Annotated in this window: 21 protein-coding genes and 2 tRNA genes; 6 read left to right on the top strand and 17 right to left on the bottom strand. The window is 67.5% G+C overall.

Annotated elements, in window-relative coordinates:
* Window positions 1–50 precede the first annotated feature (50 nt).
* From ACT9F5_RS00725 to ACT9F5_RS00680, 10 genes are all read right to left on the bottom strand, one after another.
* Window positions 51–854, bottom strand: coding sequence for a 4'-phosphopantetheinyl transferase superfamily protein (locus ACT9F5_RS00725; protein WP_445118046.1), 804 nt, complete (start codon window positions 852–854; stop codon window positions 51–53).
* A gap of 106 nt (window positions 855–960) precedes the next feature.
* Window positions 961–1,037: transfer RNA gene (locus ACT9F5_RS00720), tRNA-Arg, on the bottom strand.
* A 77-nt stretch (window positions 1,038–1,114) separates the two neighbouring features.
* Window positions 1,115–1,206, bottom strand: a tRNA-Ser gene (locus ACT9F5_RS00715).
* Between the two features lie 62 nt (window positions 1,207–1,268).
* Window positions 1,269–1,472: a carbon storage regulator CsrA gene (csrA, locus tag ACT9F5_RS00710; protein WP_445118045.1), complete on the bottom strand. Its 204-nt coding sequence runs from the start codon at window positions 1,470–1,472 to the stop codon at window positions 1,269–1,271.
* Window positions 1,473–1,609: 137 nt separating this feature from the next.
* Window positions 1,610–4,258, bottom strand: coding sequence for an alanine--tRNA ligase (gene alaS / locus ACT9F5_RS00705; protein ID WP_445118044.1), 2,649 nt, complete (start codon window positions 4,256–4,258; stop codon window positions 1,610–1,612).
* 136 nt (window positions 4,259–4,394) lie between these two features.
* Complete coding sequence (gene recX, locus ACT9F5_RS00700) at window positions 4,395–4,943, bottom strand: recombination regulator RecX (protein ID WP_445118043.1); 549 nt, start codon at window positions 4,941–4,943, stop codon at window positions 4,395–4,397.
* Between the two features lie 16 nt (window positions 4,944–4,959).
* Window positions 4,960–6,003 (bottom strand): recombinase RecA, encoded by a 1,044-nt coding sequence (gene recA, locus ACT9F5_RS00695; RefSeq protein ID WP_445118042.1) that lies wholly within the window; start codon window positions 6,001–6,003, stop codon window positions 4,960–4,962.
* A 186-nt stretch (window positions 6,004–6,189) separates the two neighbouring features.
* Window positions 6,190–6,834, bottom strand: a complete 645-nt coding sequence (gene lexA / locus ACT9F5_RS00690; RefSeq protein ID WP_445118041.1) for a transcriptional repressor LexA — start codon at window positions 6,832–6,834, stop codon at window positions 6,190–6,192.
* Window positions 6,835–6,888: 54 nt separating this feature from the next.
* On the bottom strand, window positions 6,889–7,389 hold the full coding sequence (locus tag ACT9F5_RS00685) for a nicotinamide-nucleotide amidohydrolase family protein (RefSeq protein ID WP_445118040.1): 501 nt from the start codon (window positions 7,387–7,389) through the stop codon (window positions 6,889–6,891).
* A gap of 125 nt (window positions 7,390–7,514) precedes the next feature.
* The gene (locus ACT9F5_RS00680; protein ID WP_445118039.1) at window positions 7,515–10,118 is read right to left on the bottom strand and encodes a TonB-dependent receptor domain-containing protein; all 2,604 of its coding nucleotides are present in this window, start codon (window positions 10,116–10,118) and stop codon (window positions 7,515–7,517) included.
* A 291-nt stretch (window positions 10,119–10,409) separates the two neighbouring features.
* Between ACT9F5_RS00680 and mutS the strand changes: the two genes are divergently transcribed.
* The 3 genes from mutS (at window position 10,410) to ACT9F5_RS00665 (ending at window position 16,009) form a co-directional block, all read left to right on the top strand.
* Window positions 10,410–12,959, top strand: a complete 2,550-nt coding sequence (mutS, locus tag ACT9F5_RS00675) for a DNA mismatch repair protein MutS (RefSeq protein WP_445118038.1) — start codon at window positions 10,410–10,412, stop codon at window positions 12,957–12,959.
* Window positions 12,960–13,194: 235 nt separating this feature from the next.
* Entirely contained in the window at window positions 13,195–15,330 is a 2,136-nt protein-coding gene (locus tag ACT9F5_RS00670) for a TonB-dependent receptor domain-containing protein (protein ID WP_445118037.1), read from the top strand.
* 76 nt (window positions 15,331–15,406) lie between these two features.
* Window positions 15,407–16,009 (top strand): DUF937 domain-containing protein, encoded by a 603-nt coding sequence (locus ACT9F5_RS00665; RefSeq protein ID WP_445118036.1) that lies wholly within the window; start codon window positions 15,407–15,409, stop codon window positions 16,007–16,009.
* 12 nt (window positions 16,010–16,021) lie between these two features.
* Here ACT9F5_RS00665 and ACT9F5_RS00660 read toward each other — a convergent pair whose 3' ends face one another.
* Entirely contained in the window at window positions 16,022–17,218 is a 1,197-nt protein-coding gene (locus tag ACT9F5_RS00660; protein WP_445118035.1) for a PLP-dependent transferase, read from the bottom strand.
* A gap of 90 nt (window positions 17,219–17,308) precedes the next feature.
* On the opposite strand from ACT9F5_RS00660, the gene ACT9F5_RS00655 reads away from it, so the two are divergent.
* A complete protein-coding gene (locus ACT9F5_RS00655; RefSeq protein WP_445118034.1) occupies window positions 17,309–17,788 on the top strand; it encodes a winged helix-turn-helix transcriptional regulator in 480 nt (159 codons plus the stop codon).
* 6 nt (window positions 17,789–17,794) lie between these two features.
* On the opposite strand, the gene ACT9F5_RS00650 is transcribed toward ACT9F5_RS00655, so the two are convergent.
* From ACT9F5_RS00650 to ffh, 6 genes are all read right to left on the bottom strand, one after another.
* Window positions 17,795–18,199, bottom strand: coding sequence for a S4 domain-containing protein (locus tag ACT9F5_RS00650; RefSeq protein WP_445118033.1), 405 nt, complete (start codon window positions 18,197–18,199; stop codon window positions 17,795–17,797).
* Between the two features lie 160 nt (window positions 18,200–18,359).
* Window positions 18,360–18,761: a 50S ribosomal protein L19 gene (gene rplS, locus ACT9F5_RS00645; RefSeq protein ID WP_445118032.1), complete on the bottom strand. Its 402-nt coding sequence runs from the start codon at window positions 18,759–18,761 to the stop codon at window positions 18,360–18,362.
* 155 nt (window positions 18,762–18,916) lie between these two features.
* Window positions 18,917–19,666 (bottom strand): tRNA (guanosine(37)-N1)-methyltransferase TrmD, encoded by a 750-nt coding sequence (gene trmD / locus ACT9F5_RS00640; RefSeq protein WP_445118031.1) that lies wholly within the window; start codon window positions 19,664–19,666, stop codon window positions 18,917–18,919.
* A 15-nt stretch (window positions 19,667–19,681) separates the two neighbouring features.
* Entirely contained in the window at window positions 19,682–20,197 is a 516-nt protein-coding gene (gene rimM, locus ACT9F5_RS00635) for a ribosome maturation factor RimM (RefSeq protein WP_445118030.1), read from the bottom strand.
* A gap of 37 nt (window positions 20,198–20,234) precedes the next feature.
* A complete protein-coding gene (gene rpsP, locus ACT9F5_RS00630; RefSeq protein WP_332614180.1) occupies window positions 20,235–20,504 on the bottom strand; it encodes a 30S ribosomal protein S16 in 270 nt (89 codons plus the stop codon).
* A gap of 163 nt (window positions 20,505–20,667) precedes the next feature.
* On the bottom strand, window positions 20,668–22,032 hold the full coding sequence (ffh, locus tag ACT9F5_RS00625; RefSeq protein WP_445118029.1) for a signal recognition particle protein: 1,365 nt from the start codon (window positions 22,030–22,032) through the stop codon (window positions 20,668–20,670).
* Between the two features lie 181 nt (window positions 22,033–22,213).
* Between ffh and ACT9F5_RS00620 the strand changes: the two genes are divergently transcribed.
* Window positions 22,214–23,002, top strand: coding sequence for a cytochrome c biogenesis protein CcsA (locus ACT9F5_RS00620; protein ID WP_445118028.1), 789 nt, complete (start codon window positions 22,214–22,216; stop codon window positions 23,000–23,002).
* A gap of 88 nt (window positions 23,003–23,090) precedes the next feature.
* Window positions 23,091–23,564, top strand: coding sequence for a MarR family transcriptional regulator (locus ACT9F5_RS00615; protein ID WP_445118027.1), 474 nt, complete (start codon window positions 23,091–23,093; stop codon window positions 23,562–23,564).
* Window positions 23,565–23,566 lie beyond the last annotated feature (2 nt).

Raw genomic sequence — 23,566 nt, 5'->3', positions numbered from 1 at the left:
CACATTCTCCACTCGCCATTACCAACGGCGGGGCGTGGATACTCCGGCCTTCACGTCCGCGCGGATCGTAGCCACTGGATATCCGGCCCCGGGTTGGCAGTCCGCGGATGCACGACGCTGGCGATGGCCGCCACGCAATCCGGCCCGGACGCGAGCATCCCGGCACGCACGGCCTCCAGTCCTTCCAGCCGTAGTGGCACGCCGGCGGGTGCCTCGAAGGTATCCATCTCGCGCTCCAGCCCGATGCCCGCGGCCTTGAGCAGGGCCTCCTTGCGCACCCACAGCTCCAACAGTCGCGCGGCGCGGACCGGTCGATCCAGCTGCCGCATGGCGTCGGCCTCGGCCGGCGTGCATACCCGATCCGCGATCTCGGGCAACTCAGCCGCCCGCGTCGACGGTTCGATGTCTACCCCCACCGCGCCGACGCCGCTGAAAGCGAACGCGAGATGGCCTTCCGCATGGCTCAGGCTGGTCCAGAGCCGATGCCCCGCCAGCCGCGGGCAACCCTTGGCGTCACGGCCGATCGGAACGGCGGCCGGCGCGATGTCGAGCAGGACGGACAACAGCAGTCGATGCAATGCGTACGCCAGGATCAGGCTGACCCGGTCCCCGGGCCGGCGGCGACGTTCGACACAGGCAAGTTCGCGCGCATCGAGCAGGGCCCGCGCATCGTCAAGCCAAGGCAACCAGTCCAGCTGTTCGACCAGCACCGCGGCAGCGCCCGTGCGCACCCGATGCGTCCATCCAACGGGAGGCCAGGCTTGGTGGAAAGTGGCTTGCAGGGCGCAGCGCGTCGGCGACCGGCGTTCGCGGCCTTCCCTGGAGTCGCGAAGGAGTTGCAGGGCTTCGTTCATGGCAGCCGATACCTACGTCGGTACCGGCCACGACAGGCCAACACGACCTTGGCGACCAAAGAAAAAGGGCCGACGAGTGCTGCTCGTCGACCCTTTCGCTTCTGTATGGTGCGCCCGGAAGGATTCGAACCTCCGACCCCCAAGTTCGTAGCCTGGTGCTCTATCCAGCTGAGCTACGGGCGCTTAGTCGAAAAATTATGGCGGTCGGATGCCGATCCGTCAACGCTTTTTCATGCGGTGGAACACTACTGCAATGGAACTGGCGGAGAGTGAGGGATTCGAACCCTCGATGGAGTTTAACCCCCATACTCCCTTAGCAGGGGAGCCCCTTCAGCCACTCGGGCAACTCTCCGCATCACTCAAGCCGGTGCGGCCGGGAAGCATAACGGCTCACTCCACGCGCGGCAAACTTTTTCAGTCGGGGGTATTGCTGGCGTCACCCTCGGACGGCTCTTCGCCGCGCTGGATGCGCTGGTAGATCTCTTCGCGATGCACTGCCACATCTTTCGGTGCAGTGATACCGATACGTACCTGGTTTCCCTTGACGCCGAGCACGGTGACGGTCACCGAGTCGCCGATCATCAGGGTTTCACCGACGCGTCGCGTCAGGATAAGCATTGCAATTCTCCTTGTGCCAGCGCTTCATGCGTCGGCGGTTGCGCTACCAATGATATGGGAACGCTTCCAACTGCTGGGTAAACGTAAATTATCGCCGGGCCGGGACGCGGCCACAAGCGCAGGAAGTCATGCTGCGGTCAGCCAAGCCGCGCCTCGACCCAGGCCGGGACGCCCGCCAGTGCGGGGGCCAGCGCCGGTCCATCCTCGCCACCGCCCTGGGCCATGTCCGGCCGCCCACCGCCCTTGCCGTTGATCTGACCGGCGACGTGGCCGAGGAGTTCCCCGGCCTTGACCTTGCCCAGCGCCGCGCCGCTGACGCCGGCCACCAGTGCCGCCTTGCCGTCGCGGGTCCCGGCGAGGATGACGACGGCATCGCCGAGTTGCTGCCTGAGCCGGTCCAGTGCATCGCGCAGGGCCTTGGCATCGAAACCGTCGAGCCGTGCCGCCAATACCTTGAGGCCCGCGACGTCGACCGCAGAGCCGGCCAGGTCGGAGGTCGCACCCGAGGCTGCCCTGGCCTTCATCGCTTCCAGTTCGCGCTCGAGCTTTTTCTGTCGGTCGAGCAGCACCCGTATCTTGTCGGCCACGTCCGCGGCCTGGCCGCCGAGCAAGCGCGCGGCTTCGCCCAGGCGGCCTTCCTCCGTCGCCACGTGATCGAGCGCACCCTGCCCGGTCAGCGCCTCGATCCGGCGCACGCCGGCCGAAACGCCGCCTTCGGAGACGATCTTGAACAAGCCGATGTCGCCGGTGCGACCGACATGGGTGCCGCCGCAGAGCTCGGTGGAACCCTCGCCCATCCGCAGCACCCGGACCTCGTCGCCGTACTTCTCGCCAAACAGGGCCATGGCGCCAAAGTCGAGCGCGTCCTGCATGCCCATGTGGTGGATTTCGGTGGCGTGGTTGGCACGCACCTCGGCGTTGACCCGGCGTTCGATCTCGGTCAGTTCCGTGGACGTGACCGGCTGGAAATGCGAGAAATCGAAGCGCAAGCGCTCGGGCGCGACCAGCGAGCCCTTCTGCACCACGTGCTCGCCAAGGACACCGCGCAGTGCGGCATGCAACAGGTGGGTCGCGGAGTGGTTGAGCACCGTTGCGCTGCGGCGCCCGGCGTCGACCGAACCGAGCAGTCGGTCACCGCGCTTGAGGGTGCCGGCGGCGAGCCGGCCGACGTGGCCGTGGAACTGGCCGGCCAGCTTCACCGTGTCGTTGACCACGAAGCGGGTGCCGGCGTCGTCGAGCTCGCCGGCATCGCCTACCTGACCGCCGCTTTCGGCGTAGAACGGGGTGCGATCAAGGATGACCACGGCCTCGTCACCGGCCTCGATCGACTCCACTGGACGGCCGTCCTTTAGCAGGGCGACGATCGCCAGGCCGCCTTCGACCAGGCCGTCGTAACCCAGGAACACGGTGGGTTGCAGTTGCGAGGCGAGCTCGGCCGGTAAGGTGGTGGCGCCACCGAACTTGCCGGCGGCGCGGGCGGTCTCGCGCTGGCGGGTCATCGCCGCGTCGAAACCTTCCATGTCGATCGACAGGCCACGTTCACGGGCGATGTCGGCGGTCAGGTCGACCGGGAAACCGTAGGTGTCGTACAGGCGGAACGCATCGGCGCCGGGAATCATGTCCTTCGAGCGCGCGGCGACCTCATCGAAGATGCGCATGCCCGAATCGAGAGTCTCGGCGAAACGTTCCTCTTCGGCCAGCAGCGCGCGATCGATCAGCTCGCGCTTGTCGCGCAGTTCGGGATAGGCGTCGCCCATGACTTCGATCAGCGGACCGAGCATGTCGTGGAAGAACGGCTGCTTGCGACCGAGCATCCAGCCGTGGCGAAGGGCGCGGCGGATGATCCGGCGCAACACGTAGCCGCGACCCTCGTTGGACGGCAGCACGCCGTCGATGACCAGGAACGCGCAGGCGCGGATGTGGTCGGCGATCACGCGCAGCGATTTGTTGTCGAGGTCGCTGGTGCCGGTGAGCCGGGCCGCCGCCTTGATGAGGTGCTGGAAGATGTCGATCTCGTAATTGCCGTGCTTGCCCTGCAGGATCGCGGCGAGGCGTTCAAGGCCCATGCCGGTGTCGACGCACGGTGCCGGCAGCGGCGCGAGGGTGCCGTCGGGCTGGCGGTCGAACTGCATGAACACCAGGTTCCAGATCTCGATGAAGCGGTCGCCGTCCTCGTCGGGCGAACCCGGCGGGCCGCCGAAGTGCTGTTCGCCGTGGTCGTAGAAGATTTCGGTGCAGGGGCCGCAGGGACCGGTATCGGCCATTTGCCAGAAGTTGTCGGAGGCGAACGGCGCACCCTTGTTGTCACCGATGCGGATGATGCGCTCCTCGGGCACGCCGATCTGGTCGCGCCAGATCGCGTAGGCCTCGTCATCGGTCTGGTAGACAGTCACGGTGAGGCGATCGGCCGGCAGCTTCCAGACTTCGGTCAGCAGTTGCCAGGACCACTTGATCGCGTCTTCCTTGAAGTAGTCGCCGAACGACCAGTTGCCGAGCATCTCGAAGAAGGTGTGGTGGCGCGCGGTGTAACCGACCTGGTCGAGGTCGTTGTGCTTGCCGCCGGCGCGCAGGCAGCGCTGCACGTCCGCGGCGCGAACGTAGCCGGGCTTTTCGCTGCCCAGGAAAACGTTCTTGAACTGGACCATGCCCGAGTTGGTGAACAGCAGCGTCGGATCGTTGGCCGGCACCAGCGGGGCGGACGGCACGATGGTGTGGCCACGCTCGCGGAAGAACTCGAGGAAGTCGCGGCGGATATCGTTGGTGGTGATCTGGGGAGCGTTGTTCATGCCTGGCACGATAGGTCGAAGGGCTGGGCAGGTCGCCGCGGCGCCAGGACCCCGTACGGGGAGCGGCGATCGCGGGCAACCGGGACTAGCCGGGTAGCGTATCAGGGCATGGGTTTGGACGCTGCAGCGCGGGCGATCAGTCGTCCGGATCCAGCCGGGTTGCGGCGCGGATGACGTCACCGGGGAAGCCGCGGCGCATCAACAGGTCCGCCGCCTTGCGGCGCAGGCCGGAGTCATCCGGGACGGTGTCGCCGAAGCGGCGGCGGACCAGGTCACGGGCATTCTCGATCCAGTCGCCTTCGAAGCTGTCGAGCGCCGCGGCGATGGCGTCACTGTCGAGATCATGGGTGCGGAGTTCGGCCCGGATGTGGATCGGGCCGTACCCTCCATTGACGCGGTTGCGGACGAGGCTTTCGGCGAAACGCCCATCGTCCTGCCAACCGGCATCCGTGAGCTTGTCGACGGCCTGGTCGACCTCGACCGGGTCGAGCCCGCGCGTCACCAGCTTGCGGGCCAGCTCCTTGCGCGAGTGCTCCCGCCGTACCAGCAGGGCCAACGCACGCTGGGTGGTGGTGGCCACCGGCCGCTTGCGCCGGCGGCCCCGGCCCACTGCCCCTTCAGGGCCGAACAGGCCCCCGGTGTCGCCACCGGGCAGCCCGTCATCATCGGGAGCGTCGTCCTGCATCGATCAGTCGCGCGGCTCAGGCGTCTGAATCCGCCGCATCTCCTTCGTCTTCGCCTGGCTTGGCTTCGGCCGGCACGAACTTCTCGCGCAGCGTGGCTTCCAGTTGCTCGGCCAGCTCCGGGTTCTCCTTCAGGTACTGGCGGGCGTTCTCCTTGCCCTGGCCGATGCGCTCCTCGCCGATGCTGTACCAGGCACCCGCCTTCTGCACCAGCTTGGCGTCGACGCCCATGTCGATCAGCTCGCCCTCGCGCGAGATGCCCTGGCCGTACAGGATCTCGGTGAACACCTGCTTGAACGGAGGCGCCATCTTGTTCTTGACCACCTTGATCTTGGTCTGGTTGCCGATGATCTCGTCACCCTTCTTGACCGCGCCAATCCGGCGGATGTCGAGGCGCACGGAGGCGTAGAACTTCAGCGCATTGCCGCCGGTGGTCACCTCGGGGCTCTGGCCCGGCATCATCTGGCCGATCTTCATGCGCAGCTGGTTGATGAACACCACAAGCGTGCCCGAGCGCTTGATGTTGCCGGTCAGCTTGCGCAGCGCCTGGCTCATCAGGCGGGCCTGCAGGCCGGGCAACTGGTCGCCCATCTCGCCCTCGATCTCCGCACGCGGGGTCAGCGCGGCGACCGAGTCGATCACCACGATGTCGACCGCTGCCGAACGCACCAGCATGTCGGCGATCTCCAGCGCCTGCTCGCCGGTGTCGGGCTGCGACAGCAGCAGGTCATCGACGTTGACGCCGAGCTTGGCGGCGTAGACCGGGTCGAGCGCGTGCTCGGCGTCGATGAAGGCCGCGGTGCCGCCATTCTTCTGGCATTGCGCGATCGCCTGCAGGGTCAGGGTGGTCTTGCCCGAGGATTCCGGGCCATAGATTTCCACCACGCGACCCTTGGGCAGACCGCCGATACCGAGCGCGATGTCGAGCATCAGCGAGCCCGTACCGATCACTTCCGCCGCTTCCACCACGCGGTCGCCCATGCGCATGACCGAGCCCTTGCCGAACTGCTTTTCGATCTGGCCCAGTGCGGCGGCCAGGGCACGCTTCTTGTTCTCGTCCATCGTGGAATCCTCGGGTGGCGTCAAGTGGTTGGATGCAGGTTAGGCGGCGTCGGTCGCAGGGGCTGCGACCACGACGACGATTTCGAAGTTAACGTGGGACGATGTGTCCGTGCGATCGGGACAGATGCCGGCAAAGGGTCGGAAAACACCGCGCCAGACCGCACGCAAACCGGAACCGGCTGTGCCTCAATGACCACGCCGTACCAGCCCGCAGTACAGCCCCTCGATCGCGAAATCCTGGTCGGGCAGCACTTCGATGGGGGCGTAATCCGGGTTGCGCGGCAACAACCGGATACGGTCCTTGGCGATCTTCAGCAGCTTGACCGTGATCTCGTCGTCGATCCGGGCAACCACGATCTGCCCCGAGCGCGCCTCCGGCGTCCGGTGCACGCCGATCAAGTCGCCATCGAAAATGCCCTCGTCCCGCATCGAGTCACCCTGGACCTTGAGCAGGTAATCCGGCGACGGGAAGAAGATGTTGCGGTCGAGCAGGATGTAGTCGTCGACCCCGGCATCGGCGCCGATTGGTGCGCCGGCAGCGACCCGACCGAGGATCGGCAGGCGCAGCGCGTCTTCGAAGTCCGATGGCGGCAGGTCGCCCGGCGAGGCGTCCGCGTCCGGTTGCACCAACTGGATACCACGCGCCTTGCCCGGCACCCGGCGGATCACGCCGGCCTGTTCCAATGCTTCGAGGTGATATTGCGCGGCGCGGACGCCGGAGAACCCCATCGCACGGGCGATCTCCGTCTGCGATGGCGGCATGCCGTCAACCGCGATGCGCTCGCCGATCAGGGCGAGGATGGCTTGCTGGGTTTCGGTCAGGGCGTTCATTATTAGTAATACTACTAACAACTTTCAGCGGGGCGCAAGCCCCTCCCCGACGTCTCAGGCGGCGAGGTCGAGCAGCCCGTGCAACGCCGCCGCGACTGTCTGCCGACGCACGGCCTCACGGTCGCCGTCGAAGTGGAACACCACCGCCGTCGGGTAGCCGCCGCGGCTCTTCCAGGCGATCCACACGGTGCCGACGGGCTTGTCCTCGATGCCACCACCGGGGCCGGCGATGCCGGTGACCGCGACCGCCAGGCTGGCGCCGGAATGCACCAGCGCGCCGGATACCATCTCGATCACGGTTTCCCGGCTGACCGCGCCGTGCTGTTCCAGCGTGTACGGCTGGACACCCAACAGCGCCTGCTTGGCCTCGTAACTGTAGGCGGCCATGCCGCTTTCGAACCACTCCGAGGCACCGGCGATATCGGTCAGGGTCTTGGCGATCCAGCCGCCGGTGCAGCTTTCGGCCGTGACCAGCCGATGGTGGTGCTTGCGGGCCGCCTCGCCGACCTGCTCGGCGAGGCGCTGGAGGGCTGCGTCGGATACGTCTTTGCTCATGGGCGGACTATACCGGGCGAGGACCGGCGCCTGTGTAGGAGCGGCTTCAGCCGCGATCTGATGGTCGGTTGTACGTCCGACTCCAGATCGCGGCTGAAGCCGCTCCTACGAAAGCCCCGCGGTGCTCAGTACCGAACGCGCAAGGTCACGCCGTAGGTGCGCGGTGCGCCCAGGAAGGCGTTCCACGCGCCGGCCTGCAACGGGGCATCGAAGCCAACCTGGATGTATTCCTCGTCGGTCAGGTTGTCCGCCCACAGTTCCAGCATCCAGCTACGGTCGCGGGCGCCGAAGCCAAGCCGGGCGTTGGCGACGGTGTAGGCGGCCTGCGCCTTCTGCGGGTCGAGATCGGAGCCGGTATTGCTGTCGGAGGTGTACTTCGCGCCGATGTTGAAGCGCGCCAGCAGGTCGGCACCGAAGCCGTGTTCGTAGGTCAGCGAACCGCTGGTCGACCACAGCGGCGCGAAGCTCGCGCGACTGCCAGGCAGCAACGCGAGATCGGCGTCGGGCAACGTCTCGTCGCCATAGCGCGTGTCGGCATACATCACCCCGCCCTGCAGCAACAGCCCCTCGATGCCGGTCTGCCAGATCGCCTCGGCATCGACGCCCTGCGACACGACTTCCGGGATCGCCCGCACCACGAAGCTGGTGCCGAGGAAGCTGTTGAGCTGGAAGTCGGTGTAGGTCTGGTGGAACAGGGTCGCATTGAGCAACAGGTTGCCGTCGGCCCATGTGGTGCGTGCGCCGAGCTCGTAGCTGTCGACGAACTCGCCCGGGAACGAGGTGTCATCCACCGGCGCGATACCCGCGGTACCGCTGGACATACCGTTGGACGACTGCACGCGGTCGAGGTTGAAGCCGCCGGCCTTGTAGCCGCGCGCGGCCGACAGGTAGGTCATCACCTGCTCGTTCCAGCGGTAGGCCGCCTTCAACGTGCCCGACCATTCGTCCTCGTCGCGCTCCTGGTGGGTGACCCGGCCGTTGTGCAGGGCGTTGGCCCACGGCAGGCACATGTAGCCCGCGACCTGCGGTGCGACGGCGCCGAGGATCTGCGCCTGCACCGCCGGTGGCAGCGCCGTGATCGGAACACCACGGGCCATCAAGGCCGCGGCGACGCGCCCGGCCGGATTGGCCAGCACCGAGCCACAACCCACGCTGCCGTTGGGGTTGGAATAGATCGAATCCAGGGTCTTGTTCTCGCGCGTCGCACGCAGGCCCAGGGTCAGGTCGAGCGCGTCGGTGGCATGCCAGGTGTTGTTGGTGAACAACGCGAAGCTGCGCGAGTTCTGGTCGTATCGGTCGAGCGCGCCAAGACCGGCGAAGTTGCCGCCGAACGGCTGCCCGCTGACCTGCGAGAAGAACAACGCCGGGTTCGACTGGTCGACGGTGATGCCCATCGGCCCCAACTGTGCAGCGAGCCCGCCGAGCACCTGGCTGCCGACCAGCGTCGACAGGTAGGGCTCGTACGCCGCACCGATCCGGTAGGAGTCGTGCCGGTCGAGGTCCTCGTCGGCATAGAACATCCCGACCATCCAGTCGACGCTGGCGGTCGACCCGGTCAGGCGGAACTCCTGGCTGAAGGTCTCGAAGCCGGTGAACGATTCGTCCGGGTCCGGCGCGCGGTACAGCACGTCGGCGGCACTGAAGTCGAAGTCCAGGCCGTTGATCGCCTGCCAGTCGCGCACCGCGGTGATCGAGGTCAGGTCGGCGCCTCCGAACCATGGCGTGGCCCAGTCGAGCTCGGCCGAGATGCCCTTGTCCTTGATGTCCTGTTCGGTGCCGCGGTTGCTGTAGGCCACCCGTGCGAACGGATCGACGGCCGGGCTCACGCCTTCGCCGCCGGCCAGCGCGTTGATCACCTGCATCGGCGCGTTGAACGGCAACCCCGGGGTGTTCTCGCGGACGATGGTCACGCCGGTGCAGCAGTTCTCCTCGCGACTGGTGAAGTCGGCGATGAAGTTGATGTCGAGGTCGTCGGTCGGCTCCAGCAGCAGTTGCCCGCGCAGCGAATGGAAGTTCTGGTCGTAATCCTCGGTCTCGCGACGCGGGCCGGCGCCGGTGCGCACCTCCATGTGGCCGTCGCGCTTGCGCTTGGCCGCGTAAACGCTGAAGGCCGCGTTGTCGCCCAGCGGCGTGTTGAGCGATGCCGATGCGCCCAGTGCGTCATAGTTGCCGACGGTGAGTTCGCCCTCGACCTCGGTGGTGTAATGCGGACGGCGGGTGACCACGTTGATCACGCCAGCCGAGGTGTTCTTGCCGAACACCGTCCCCTGCGGCCCCTTCAGCACTTCGATCCGCTCGATCTGGCCCAGGTCGCCAAAGCCGACGCCGTTGCGCGGCCGGTACACGCCATCGATGACCACCCCGACCGACGATTCCAGGCCCGGGTTGTCGCCCACCGTACCGATGCCGCGGATGCGCGCGGTGGTCTGCACCGCGCTCTGGGTGCTGGTGACGGTCAGTCCCGGGACCAGCAGTTGCATGTCCTTGATGTCGCGCACGCCGGTGTCCTGCAGCAGCTGCTCGGGCAAGACGGTGATCGCGATCGGCACGTCCTGCAGCGCTTCCTCGCGCTTCTGCGCGGTGACGGTGATGGCCGACAGCGTGGTCGCCTCATCCTCGCCGGCGGCCGGGTCAGCGGCCTGTTGCGCATGCGCGGGCGCCAACCCGGCGCCGAGGACCGCCACCACTGCGAGTACCAGGATCTTCCGATCCAGCCTGCTCGAATCCATCGCGACTCTCCCCAGAGTTGTTGCCGAATGACCGCAGGACATTCCCCGAACATGCGGCTGGCGAAAACAGCCTGACGGAACACCGCGGCTGTGACCGCTGGCACAGAACCTACACGGCAGCGTATGGAAGCGCATGCCGCATTGCAGCAGCCCGGCCACCGCGATGGCGACTGGCATACTGTGGCCATCGAACCGGGTCCGCCCGCTCCCCTCGCTTTTTCCGACCGCCGAGCCGTGCCCCAGTCCAGTTCCGCCGCAAACGCCCGCAGCACCGACGCGCACACGCCCCTGATGAAGCAGTTCTTCGCCGCCAAGGCGGAGCATCCGGACGTGCTGCTGTTCTTCCGCATGGGTGACTTCTACGAGCTGTTCTTTGATGACGCGCGCAAGGCCGCGAAGCTGCTCGACATCACCCTGACCCAGCGTGGCAGCTCGGCCGGCCAGCCGATCCCGATGGCGGGGGTGCCGCACCACGCCGCCGAGGGTTACCTGGCGCGGCTGGTGGCGCTGGGCGAGTCGGTCGCGATCTGCGAGCAGATTGGCGACCCGGCCGCGAGCAAGGGCTTGGTCGAGCGCAAGGTGGTGCGCATCGTCACCCCGGGCACTGTCACCGACGAGGCGCTGCTGAGCGAGCGCCGCGACACCCTGCTGCTGGCGGTGTCGCGCAACAAGGTGGGGTTCGGACTGGCGTGGGCCGACCTCGCCGGCGGCCGCTTCATGGTCAACGAAGTCGCCAGCGAGGACGCGCTCGAAGCCGAACTCGCGCGGCTGGAGCCGGCCGAGACCCTGTGCGCCGACGAGGACGGCTGGCCGGCGTTCGTGGTCGAGCGCAGCGGCCTGCGTCGACGTGCGCCATGGTTGTTCGACGCCGACAGCGGGCGCCGCCAGTTGCTGAAATTCTTCGGCCTGCACGACCTGACCGGCTTCGGCCTGGACGACCGGCCGCTGGCGATTTCCGCTGCTGCCGCCCTGCTCGGCTACGTCGAGGAAACCCAAAAGCAGCGACTGCCGCACCTGACCTCGATCGCGATCGAATCCGGCGATGGCGCGATCGCGATGAACGCCGCGACCCGCCGCCACCTCGAACTCGACACCCGGGTCGACGGCGACACCCGCCACACCCTGCTCGGCGTGCTCGACTCCACCGTGACCCCGATGGGCGGCCGCCTGCTGCGCCGCTGGCTGCACCGCCCGCTGCGCGACCGCGCGACACTGCGCCTGCGCCACCACGCCGTCGATGTGCTCGCCGAAGCAGCCGGCGACGACCTGCGCACGCAATTCCGCGCGCTCGGCGACCTCGAACGCATCCTCACCCGTATCGCCCTGCGCAGCGCCCGCCCGCGCGACCTGTCGACCCTGCGCGATGGCCTCGGTCTGCTGCCGGAACTGCGCCGCGTACTCGGCCCGCTCGACTCGCCGCGCCTCGACGAACTGGCGGCCGAACTCGGCGAGCACGACGAACACGCCCACCTGCTGCGTTCGGCCATCGTCGAACAACCGCCGGTGCTTGCACGCGATGGTGGCGTGTTCGCCGAGGGTTACGACGCCGAGCTCGACGAGTTGCGCACGCTGTCGTCGACCGCCGACCAGTTTCTCGTCGACCTCGAAACCCGCGAACGCGAGGCCAGCGGCATCGCCACACTGAAGGTCGGCTACAACCGCGTGCACGGCTACTATCTCGAAGTCAGCAAGGCCCACGCGGCCAAGGCCCCGACCCATTACACCCGTCGCCAGACCCTGACCAACGCCGAACGCTACATCACCGAGGAACTCAAGCAGTTCGAGGACAAGGTGCTGTCGGCGCGAGAGCGTTCCCTCGCCCGCGAACGGCTGTTGTACGAACAGTTGCTGGACGCGCTCGGCGAACGACTGGAGCCGTTGAAACGCTGCGCCGCCGCGCTTGCCGAACTCGACGTACTGGCCGGTCTGGCCGAACGCGCGCAGGCGCTGGACTGGTCGCGACCGGAACTGTCCGACGAGCCCGGCATCACCATCGAGCGCGGCCGCCACCCGGTGGTCGAGGCGGTGCGCAGCGAGCCGTTCGAGCCCAACGACCTGCACCTGCACGACGACCGCCGGATGCTGGTCATCACCGGTCCCAACATGGGTGGCAAGAGCACCTACATGCGCCAGAACGCGCTGATCGTGCTGCTCGCGCACATCGGCAGCTTCGTGCCGGCGTCGCGCGCGGTGATCGGCCCGATCGACCGCATCCTGACCCGCATCGGCGCCGGCGACGACCTCGCCCGCGGGCAATCGACCTTCATGGTCGAGATGAGCGAGACCAGCTACATCCTGCATCACGCCACCAGCGAGTCACTGGTGCTGATGGACGAGATCGGCCGGGGCACCTCGACCTACGATGGCCTCGCGCTGGCCGAGGCGTGTGCGCGGCATCTGGCCCACGCCAATCGCGCGTACACGTTGTTTGCGACCCACTATTTCGAACTAACTACGTTGGCCGAACCCAACAGCGGCATCGCCAACGTCCATCTCGACGCGGTCGAGCACCACGACAGCGAACGTGGCGACACGCTGGTGTTCATGCACGCGGTCAAGGACGGCCCGGCCGATCGCAGCTTCGGATTGCAGGTCGCGGCGTTGGCGGGACTGCCGCGCTCCGTGGTCAACCAGGCACGTGGCCGGCTGGCCGAACTGGAGCAGCAGAGTCGCGACGCGCCGAAGCCGTCAATGGCTGCAGCGGCGCTGGACCAACCGCAGCAGATCGGACTGTTCGCACCCGCCTCCGCCGCACTCGAGGCGCTGGCCGCGATCGATCCCGACGAGCTGACGCCGAAGCAGGCGCTGGAAGCGCTGTACCGCCTGAAGTCGCTGGGGTGACGATAGCTGGCGCTGTTGTAGGAGCGGCTTCAGCCGCGATCTGATAGTTGGTCGCCCGGCCTACTCCGGATCGCGGCTGAAGCCGCTCCTACAAAGGCCCGTCGTTGATGCGCAAACAAGGGCTGGTTGTTGATGCGCAAACGCTGTCGTTGGCACACCCTTCACCCGCCGGGGCCCATGCGTTGCCTATGTTGGTGGCGCACCCTACCCCGCGCACCATCCACAAGGACGCCCAATGCGTGTTTCCCTGCTCGCCGTTGCCACGGCGACCGCACTGCTGACCACTCCCGCACTGGCCCAGTCAACGGACGAAGCCACCGAACTCGACCCAGTGGTCGTGACCGCGACACGCAGCCCTGACGACGCCCTGCTGGTACCCGCCGCGATCGACGTCATCACCGCGCAGCAGATCGGCCGCGGGCAACCGAAGATCGACCTGTCCGAATCGCTGCAGCGCGTCCCCGGCGTGGTCGCGCGCGACCGGCAGAACCAGGCGCAGGACCTGCAGGTCTCGGTCCGCGGCTTCGGCGCACGCGCGACTTTCGGCGTACGTGGCGTACGCCTGTACACCGACGGCATCCCGGCGACGATGCCCGACGGCCAGGGCCAGGTCTCGCACTTCCCGCTGGAATCCGCCGGACGCATCGAGGTGCTGCGTGGGCCGTTCTCGGCGCTGTACGGCAATGCATCGGGCGGCGTCATTTCGCTGTTCACCGCCGACGCGCCGGACCAGCCGCTCCTGCGCGCCGGACTGGTCGCAGGCGACGACGGACTGCAGCGCTCGTCGATATCGTTCCACACTCCGACCGGCCGCCGCGACGACGACGGCGACTTCCTGCTCGACCTTGTCAACGTCGACAGCGACGGCTACCGCGACCACAGCGCCGCCCGGCGAAGCAGCGGGCAAGCGCTCCTGCGCGGCACGTTCGCGAACGATGCCCGCTACACCTTGCTGCTCAACAGCCTCGACCTCGAAGCCGATGATCCGCAGGGACTGACCTCGGAGCAGTTGCAGGACGACCGCCGCGCCGCCAGCGATGGCGCACTGGCGTTCGACACCCGCAAGACCGTCCGCCAGCACCAGCTCGGCGCGCGCATTGAGCAGGAACTGTCGGCCAGCCACGCCTACGCAGTCACCGCCTATGGCGGCAACCGCCAGACCACGCAGATGCTGTCGGTGCCGGTGGCCGTCCAGCAAGACAACCCGCTGCACAACGGCGGCGCGATCGACCTCGACCGCGATTACTTCGGCATCGACAGCCGCTGGCGCTGGTCCACGCAGCTGTGGCAGCGACCGTTCTCGGTGACCACCGGCCTCGACTACGAAGTCTCCGACGAGCGCCGCCTCGGCAATGAGAACTTCATCGGCGAGCGCATCGGCGTGGTCGGTGCGTTGCGGCGCGACGAGCGCAACCGGGTCACCGCGCGCGACGTCTACGTGCAGGCCGACTGGGAGCCGACCGAGCGCTGGCGGGTCAACATCGGCGCACGCCACAGCCGGGTGGAGTTCGACTCGAACGACCACTTCATCACCGACATCAATCCCGACGACAGCGGCGCGCTGGAGTATTCGCGTACCTCGCCGGTCGCCGGCGTGCTGTTCCGCGCGACCGACCGGCTCAGCGTGTACGCCAACACCGGCGGTGGTTTCGAGACCCCGACCTTCTCCGAACTGGCCTATCGCAGCGACGGCCTCGGCGGCCTCAACGATGACCTGCGCCCGGCCCGCAGCCGCAACCATGAGCTCGGCCTGCGCGCCCGCACCGACCGCCTCGACTGGTCCGCGGCGGTATTCCAGAGCCGCACCGAGGACGAGCTGGTGGTCGTGGCCAACGACGGCGGACGCAGCATCTACGACAACGCCGGGGTCTCGCGCCGCCGCGGGCTGGAACTGGCGGCATCGGGCGAGCTGGCCAAACAATGGTATTTCGCCAGCAGCTACACCTTGCTCGATGCCCGATATCTGACCGACTTCGCGGTGTGTGCCGAGGCGCCGTGCGCTGAAGAGGACCCGTTGATCGAGGCCGGTCGGCACATTCCCGGCCTGTCACGACACCTCGCCTGGGCGGAGCTGCGCTGGAGCCCATCCGACCGCACCGACATCCTGCTCGACGGCCGCTTCGTCGACCGCGTTTACGTCGACGACGGCAATACCGAAGCGGCGCCCGCGTATACCCGCTTCGACCTCGCGGCCGAACGCCGCTTCAGCGCCGCAGGGCTGGACTGGCGTGGATTCGTGCGCATCAACAACCTGTTCGACCGCGACATCATCGGTTCCGTCATCGTCAATTCCGGCGGCGGTCGCTATTACGAGCCGTCACCCGGTCGCAACTGGCTGGTCGGGCTCAGCGCGAGCCGTTCGTTCGAGTAGCCCCGCCCCCCGACATGGCCAACGGCCAGCGGTTTGGCGCTAGGATCGGGCTTCCCCCAACACGGATGGACTCGCCATGGCCGCCTCCCTGACCAACGACCTGATCCACCAGCTGCAAGGCCAGCCGCTGCAACAGATGAGCCAGCAACTCGGACTGGCGCCCGACGAGACCGCCAACGCCGTATCGGCCGCGCTGCCGCTGCTGATGGGCGCGCTGGGCCGCAACGCAAGCCAGCCGCAGGGCGCGCAGGCGCTGTTCGGTGCGCTGCAAAAAGACCATGCCGGGCTCGACGTGGGCAGCGTGCTGGGTTCGGTCCTCGGCGGTGGCGGTGGCGGCGGCGACATCCTCGGCCACGTGTTCGGCGCCCGCGAGCAGACCGCGGCGCAGGGGCTGGGAGCGGCGACCGGACTGGGTGGCGATCGCGCCAATTCGCTGCTGAAAATGCTCGCCCCGATCGTGATGGCCTACCTGGCCAAGCGCGTGCTCGGCGGCGGCAACGCCGAGGTCAGCCCACAAGCGTTGGGCAATGTGCTCGGACAGGAACAGCAACAGATCCGCCAGCAGGGCGGGATTGGCGGCGGCCTGCTTGGTGCGGTGCTCGATCGCGACGGCGACGGTGATGCCGACGTATCCGACCTGCTCAAGCTCGGCGGCTCGATCTTTACCGGCGGACGCTGATGATGCCGCGGCTCAAGCCACGCGCCGGCCGCCGGCCTCGTTGGCGGCAGCCAGTGCTTGCGCGAGGTCCTGCCATAGATCCTCGGCGTGCTCGATCCCGACCGACAGCCGCAGCAATCCCGGTGTGATTCCGTTTGCCAACTGGTCTGCCGCCGCGACCACCCGATGGGTCAGCCCGGCCGGATGCTGGATCAGCGTGTCGACCGAGCCCAGGCTCACCGCCGGCGTCATCAGACGCACCGCCCGCATCACCGACGCTGCAGCTTGATAGCCGTCGACAAGTTCGAATGCGATCAACGCGCCCGGTCCACGCATCTGCACCGACACCAGGTCGGCATTGCGGACCGTCCCGAGCCCCGGGTAGAACACCCGCGACACCGCCGGATGATCGGCCAGCCGCTGCGCCAGCAGCTGAGCGTTGACCTGCGCGCGCTCCACCCGCAACGCCAGCGTCGGCAGCCCACGGTGCAGCAGGTAGGCCGCCAACGGGTGCAGCAGCGCGCCGGTGGCCGCGCGCACGGTCCGCAGCGGTTGCGCCAGCGACTCGGCACAGCAGACCACGCCGGCGATCACGTCACCATGGCCACCGAGGAACTTGGTCGCACTGTGCAGCACGTACGCCGCGCCCAACTGCGCCGGGTTCTGCAGGACCGGGGTGGCGAAGGTCGAATCGACCAGTACCGGAACCTCGCCCGCGGCGGCCACCACAGCCTGGATGTCGACCAGTCCAAGCGTCGGATTGGCCGGGGTCTCGATGATGACCAGCGCGGTGTCGGCGCGACGACGCTCGGCGATCTGCCCGGCATCGAGGAACTCCGCCTCCAGCCCGCACAGACCGCTGGCCAGCAGGTGGTCGGACGTGCCGTACAGCGGCCGCACCACCAGCACGTGGCTACCGTGCTGGCGGCGCGCCATCAGCACCGCGGTCAGCGCGGCCATGCCTGAGCCGTAGGCGACGCAGGCCTCGGTGCCCTCCAGCCGAGCCAGTGCCGCCTCGGTGCGGGCCACGGTCGGGTTGTGCAGGCGCGCATAGATCGGGTTGTCGGCACTCGCCTGACCCGCAACCAGCGCATCGAAACTGGCCGTACCGTTGTCCAGGTCGTCCACCGGATACGTGGTGGACAGGTCCAACGGCGGCGCATGCACGCGGAGCTGGCGGAAGTCATCACGGCCGGCATGGACGGCAATGGTTTCGAATCGGTCGGTCATGTGGGCCACAATGTCGATAAGTGGCATCGACTATAGAATCCTGTTCCACAGAAATTCCCTGTACAGAACAATATTTCCACGGAGCCTTTCATGGCCGCACCCGACCGAACCGACTTCGCCTTGCTGCGCCTGTTGCGGAAGAATGCGCGGCTACCCAACAAGAGCCTGGCCGAACGTTGCGGGATTGCACCCTCGACGGCGTTGGAGCGGGTGCGTCGGCTGCACGAATCGCGCACGATCCTGGGCTACCACGCCGAGATCGCACCGGCGGCGGTGGGCATCGGCCTGCAAGCGATGGTTTCGGTGCGGCTGGCTCGCCACTCGCGCAACCTGGTCGACAGCTTCCACCAGCACCTGTTGGAGCTGGACGAGGTCCTGGCGTTCTACCACCTGGCCGGCGCCGACGACTTCCTGGTGCACGTGGGCGTGCGCGACAGCAACCACCTGCGCGACTTTGCGCTGGCTGCATTCACCGAGCGCGACGAAGTCGCCCATATCGAAACCCGGCTGATCTTTGAGTTCCGGCGCAGCCCGGGGCTACCGGTTTTCGCCGACGACGCCGAGGACTGATGCCGGTCAGAGGCTGTCGATATCGCCCAGGGCGCGAATCAAGCGGCGGGCGCGCTTGTCGGGCTTGGTTTCGGGCGGACGGTAACCGGCCCGTTCGGCGGCGCGCAGCGCGCGGATGCGCTCGCGTTCGATACGCGATGCCTCCGACTCTTCGAACAGGGTCCGCGCCACGGTGGCCGGGCCGCGCTTGTCGGCGAGCGCCAACACGGTGACCTCGAACAGTTCGTCACCGCGGCCGATACGCAGCGCGTCGCCGACCCGCAGCGTCCGCGACGGCTTGGCACGCTGGCCGTCGACCTCGACCTTGCCGGTCTCGATCGCATGCTTGGCCAGCGCGCGCGTCTTGTAGAACCGCGCGGCCCACAGCCACAGGTCGAGGCGCACGGTGGCGGTGATATCAGGCTCAGCCATGGGGCCATTGTAGGAGCGGCTTCAGCCGCGATCGGCAGTCGGCGCGAACGAAATGACTCCAGATCGCGGCTGAAGCCGCTCCTACAGAAACCCGCATCGACGTATACAAACGCAAACGGCCGCCCTGGGGCGGCCGTCATTGCGTATCGCGGAGCGCGAATTACTTCGCAGCGGCCGCTTCGGCCTTGGCCTTCGCGTACGCGGCCAAGTCTTCCTTGATGCGAGCCTTCTTGCCTTCCAGGCCACGCAGGTAATAGAGCTTTCCGGCGCGGACCTTGCCGCGGCGCTTGACCTCGACCGAGTCGATGATCGCGCTGTGGCTCTGGAACACGCGCTCGACGCCGAAGCCGTGCGAGATCTTGCGCACGGTGAAGGCCGAGTTCAGGCCGGCGTTCTTGGTCGCGATGACCACGCCTTCATAGGCCTGGACGCGCTCGCGGTTGCCTTCCTTGACCTTGACGTTGACGACGACGGTGTCGCCGGGGCTGAAGTCGGGCAGCTCGCGGGTGACCTGTTCGGATTCGAAGTTCTGCAGCAGCGTGTTGAGCGAGGGCTTGTTCATGACGTTGACCTGGTTGGATGGCCTTTGCGGCCTGCCTGTTGGATTCGTTGTAGCGCGAGTGCACGTGGACCCGCGTCTGGCATTGGATGGAGCAAGGCGTAGCTAAGCGGCGAATTATAGCGGGATTTTTCCTTGCGTGGCCAGTAGTTGGCGGATTATTCCGGTTCCCCGCCCTGCCCCGCGCGCCATTCGGCCAGCAATTTGCGGTCCGCCTTCGACAAATCCGCCTCGCCCAGCAGCTCTGGGCGCCGTTGCACCGTCCGCGCCAGCGACTGCTGGCGGCGCCAGCGCGCGATCTCGGCGTGGTTGCCGGACATTAGCACCGGCGGCACCGTCCCGAGTTCGTGCTCGACCGGCCGGGTGTAATGCGGGCAGTCGAGCAGACCGTCCTCGAAACTGTCCTGGGTCGCGGATTCGGCGTGGTTGAGCGCGCCGTCCTGCAGCCGGGCGATCGCGTCGACCAGCACTGCGGCCGCCAGCTCACCGCCGGACAGCACGTAATCGCCGATCGAGACTTCCTCGTCGACCTCGGCCGCGACCAGGCGCTCGTCGATGCCTTCATAGCGGCCGCACAGCAGCACGAGGCGGTCGTGGGTAGCCAGTTCGCGAACCTTGGCCTGGGTCAACGGGGCGCCCTGGGGACTCAGGTAGATCGTCCGGCCTGGCGCCGGATCGGCTGCGCGCGCGGCCGTGAGGCTGGCCCGCAGCGGGTCGATCAGCATCACCATGCCGGGGCCGCCGCCGAACGGGCGGTCGTCGACCCGGCGGTAGCTGCCTTCGGCGTAATCACGCGGGTTCCAGCCGTGCAGCGACAGCAGGCCGCGCTCGGCCGCGCGCCCGGTCACGCCAAACGCGGCGCACTGGGCGATGAACTCGGGAAACAGGCTGATGACGTCGATGCGCATGGTCGTCACCGGCCGCTAGAAGTCGGGATCCCAGTCGACCGTGATCACGCCGGCATCGATGTCGATCGAGGTGACGTACTGCGGCTGGACGAACGGGATCATGCGTTCGCGTTCGTCGTCGCGGGCGACCAGCACGTCGTTGGCGCCGGTCGAGAACAGGTGCGAGACGGTGCCCAGCTCGACCCCATCGACCGTCACCACGCGCAGGCCTTCCAGGTCAGCCCAGTAAAACTCGCCGGGCCTGGCCGGCGGCAGCGCGGTGCGGGGGACGTAGATCTCCAGCCCACGCAGGGCATCGGCGGCATCGCGGTCGGCGACGCCGGGAAACGTTGCGACAACGTGCTTGCCGGTTTCGCGGCCCTGCACGCCGCTGATCTCGCGTTCGTTGCCCTGGGCGTCGCGCAGGGTCCAGGGCTGGTAGCGGAAGATCGCATCGCGCGGCTCGGTCCAGGACTCGAGCTTGACCTCGCCACGCAAGCCAAGGGCGCCGGCAACCTTGCCGAGAAGGATGCGGCGCCCTGGATCGTTCATGTCGTCATGCGGCCGCGCACGGGGCGCGGCCTGCAGGTCAGGCGGCGGTCGCCGGCGCGTCGGCCGACTTCAGCGCTTCCTTGTACAGCACGGCGACCTTGTCGGTCAGCTGCGCGCCGTGGCCCAGCCAGTGCTGGACGCGCGCGGTGTCAAGCTCGACGCGCTTCTCGGCGCCGGCGGCCACCGGGTTGTAGAAACCGACGCGCTCGATGTTGCGGCCGTCGCGGGCGCTGCGGCTGTCGGTGACGATGATGTGGTAGAAGGGACGCTTCTTGGCGCCGCCGCGGGTCAGTCGAATCTTGACCATGGTCGTTGTGTCCTGTGTAGCCCAGTCGCCGGAATGGCGAGGTAAGCCAACAAGTATAGAGGAATTTCCGGGTTTTTTGTAGGAGCGGCTTCAGCCGCGATCTGGAGTCGGCGCGGGCGACCGATTCTACGATCGCGGCTGAAGCCGCTCCTACGGGAAGCTCCTAGAACGGCATGCCGCCGCGGCCGCCCATCATCCCCTTCATGCCGCGCATCATGCCCTTCATGCCGCCGCGGCCAAGCTTGCCCATCATCTTTTCCATCTGCTGGTACTGCTTCATCAGCTTGTTGACGTCGGCCGGGGTCATGCCGGAGCCGGCGGCGATGCGCTTGCGGCGCGAGCCGTTCAACAAGGCCGGGTTGCGGCGCTCCTTCAGGGTCATCGAGTTGATGATCGCGACCAGCCGCGGGACCTCCTTGCCGGTCACCTGCTGTTTGACCGACTCGGGGATCTGGCCCATGCCCGGCAGCTTGTCCATCAGGCCGCTGATGCCGCCCATGTTCTGCATCTGCTCGAGCTGGTCCTTCATGTCGTTGAGATCGAACTTCTTGCCCTTGGCGACCTTCGCCGCGAGCCTGGCGGCCTTGTCCTGGTCGACCTGCTGTTCGACCTGCTCGACCAGCGACAGCACGTCGCCCATGTCGAGGATGCGGCTGGCCACGCGCTCGGGGTGGAACACGTCGAGGCCGTCGGGCTTCTCGCTGACACCGATGAACTTGATCGGCTTGCCGGTCACGTAGCGCACCGATAGCGCCGCGCCGCCGCGGGCATCACCATCGGTCTTGGTCAGCACCACGCCGGTCAGCGGCAGCGCCTCGCCAAAGGCCTTGGCGGTGTTGGCCGCGTCCTGGCCGGTCATCGAGTCGACCACGAACAGGGTCTCGGCCGGGTTCACGGCGCCATGCAGCGCCTTGATCTCCGACATCATCGCCTCGTCGATCGCGAGGCGGCCGGCGGTATCGACGATCAGCACGTCGGCGAACGACTTGCGGGCATCGGCGATCGCGGCACGGACGATGGCTTCGGGCTTCTGGTCGGCCTGCGACGGGAAGAACATCACGTCGACCTGCTCGGCCAGCGTCTTCAACTGCTCGATCGCGGCCGGCCGGTAGACGTCGGCCGACACCACCATGACCTTCTTCTTGCGCTTGTCCTTGAGGTGCTTCGCCAGCTTGGCGACGGTGGTGGTCTTGCCCGCGCCCTGCAGGCCGGCCATCAGGATCACCGCCGGCGCCGGCACGTTGAGGTTCAGGTCGCTGGCCTGTGACCCCATGACCGCGGTCATCTCGTCGCGCACGATCTTGATCAGGGCCTGGCCCGGGGTCAGCGACTTCAGCACTTCCTGGCCGACCGCGCGGACCTTGATCCGTTCGATCATCGCCTGCACCACCGGCAACGCGACGTCGGCCTCGAGCAATGCGATGCGTACTTCGCGCAGTGATTCCCGGATGTTCTCCTCGGACAGGCGGCCACGGCCACGCAGGCGCTCGACGGTGCCGGACAGGCGCTGGGTCAGGGATTCGAACATGGGGGCGGACCTGCGGAGGTAGGAAAAATCGGTTGCGAAGTATAGCCCGGAGGCTCCAAACACTGACTCGGCCGGCTTTTCGTAGGAGCGGCTTCAGCCGCGATCTGGAGTCGCGCGGGCGAACGATTCCAGATCGCGGCTGAAGCCGCTCCTACAGGGGAAGGCGTGCGACACTCGGCCGATGACAATCGTTCTCATCGCGATCCTGCTTTATCTCGCCGCCGCCGGACTGCTGGTCGCCAACGTGCGGCGCGACCGCGGACCCGGCAGGACCTGGCTGGTGTTGGCCGCCATCGGTGTCGGCCTGCACGCCGCCGCGCACCTGCTCGCCTGGCGCGGTACCGGCGGCGCCGACATGCACTTCTTCGCCGCGCTGTCGCTGGTCGGTCTCGGCATGGCGGCGCTGACCACCATCGTCGGTGCATCCGGGCGCATGCGTGCGCTGGGCGTGGTGGTGTTCCCGCTGGCCGCCCTGGCACTCGGCGGCTACCAGGCCTATGGCCACGTGCCGCCGGAGCCGCTGGGTTGGCGCCTGCAACTGCATGCCTGGACCGCCCTGCTCGCCTACGCGACGCTGGCGATCGCGGCGCTGCTGGCGCTGATGCTGTGGCTGCAGGAACGCGGCCTGCGTCGCCGCGAGTTCCACGGCTGGCTGCGTGCCCTGCCGCCGCTGGTTGAACTGGAAACGCTGCTGTTCCGCACCATCGGGGTCGGCTTCGTGCTGCTCACCGCGACCCTGCTGACCGGCGCGCTGTTCGTCGAAAACATGTTCGCCCAGCACCTGGCCCACAAGACCGTGCTCAGCGTGCTGTCGTGGCTGGCGTTCGGCGGCTTGCTGCTGGGCCGCTGGCGTTACGGCTGGCGCGGGGCGGTCGCGGTGAGATGGACCCTGGCCGCGATGGCGCTGCTGGTGCTGGCGTTCTTCGGCAGCAAGTTCGTGTTGGAACTGGTGCTGCATCGCACCAGCTGAATAGGGGCTTTTACCGAATCGGGCGAATTGCTTGTCCGGACAATATTTGCCTTGACAACTATTGCCCGGGCTAGCAATATTCCGCGCCATGAGCTCCACGCCCACCCCGCCGACCCCGAACCAGCCTTGCAGCGGCTCGACCCTCGGGCTGATGTTCCGCCAGTTGCGCGACGCGATGTGGGCACGGATGGAGCAGGAACTGGCCGGACTCGGTCATGACCTGACTTTCAGCCAGTACATCACCCTCAAGAAGCTCGCGACCGGCACCGCCGGCGTGACCGACCTGGCCCGCGCCGCGGAGGTCAACCCGGGCGCGATGTCCCGCCTGCTCGACAAGCTCGAGGCCAAGGGCCTGATCGCGAGGACCGCCGACCCCGACGACCGCCGCGCCACCAACATCGGCCTGACCGAAGCCGGCACCGTGATCTGGCACGACATCAACCAGTGCGGCATGCGCGTGCGCGAGCGCGCCATGGCCGGCATGAGCGAGGCCGACCGCGCCCAGCTCACCCGCCTGCTCGAACAGGCCCGCGACAACCTCCAACCTCCTTCCGGTTCCTGACC

The sequence above is a fragment of the Lysobacter sp. F6437 genome, assembly GCF_052547215.1.
Note: the sequence above shows the minus strand (reverse complement) of the source record. Positions and strands in the feature narration are given on the sequence as shown.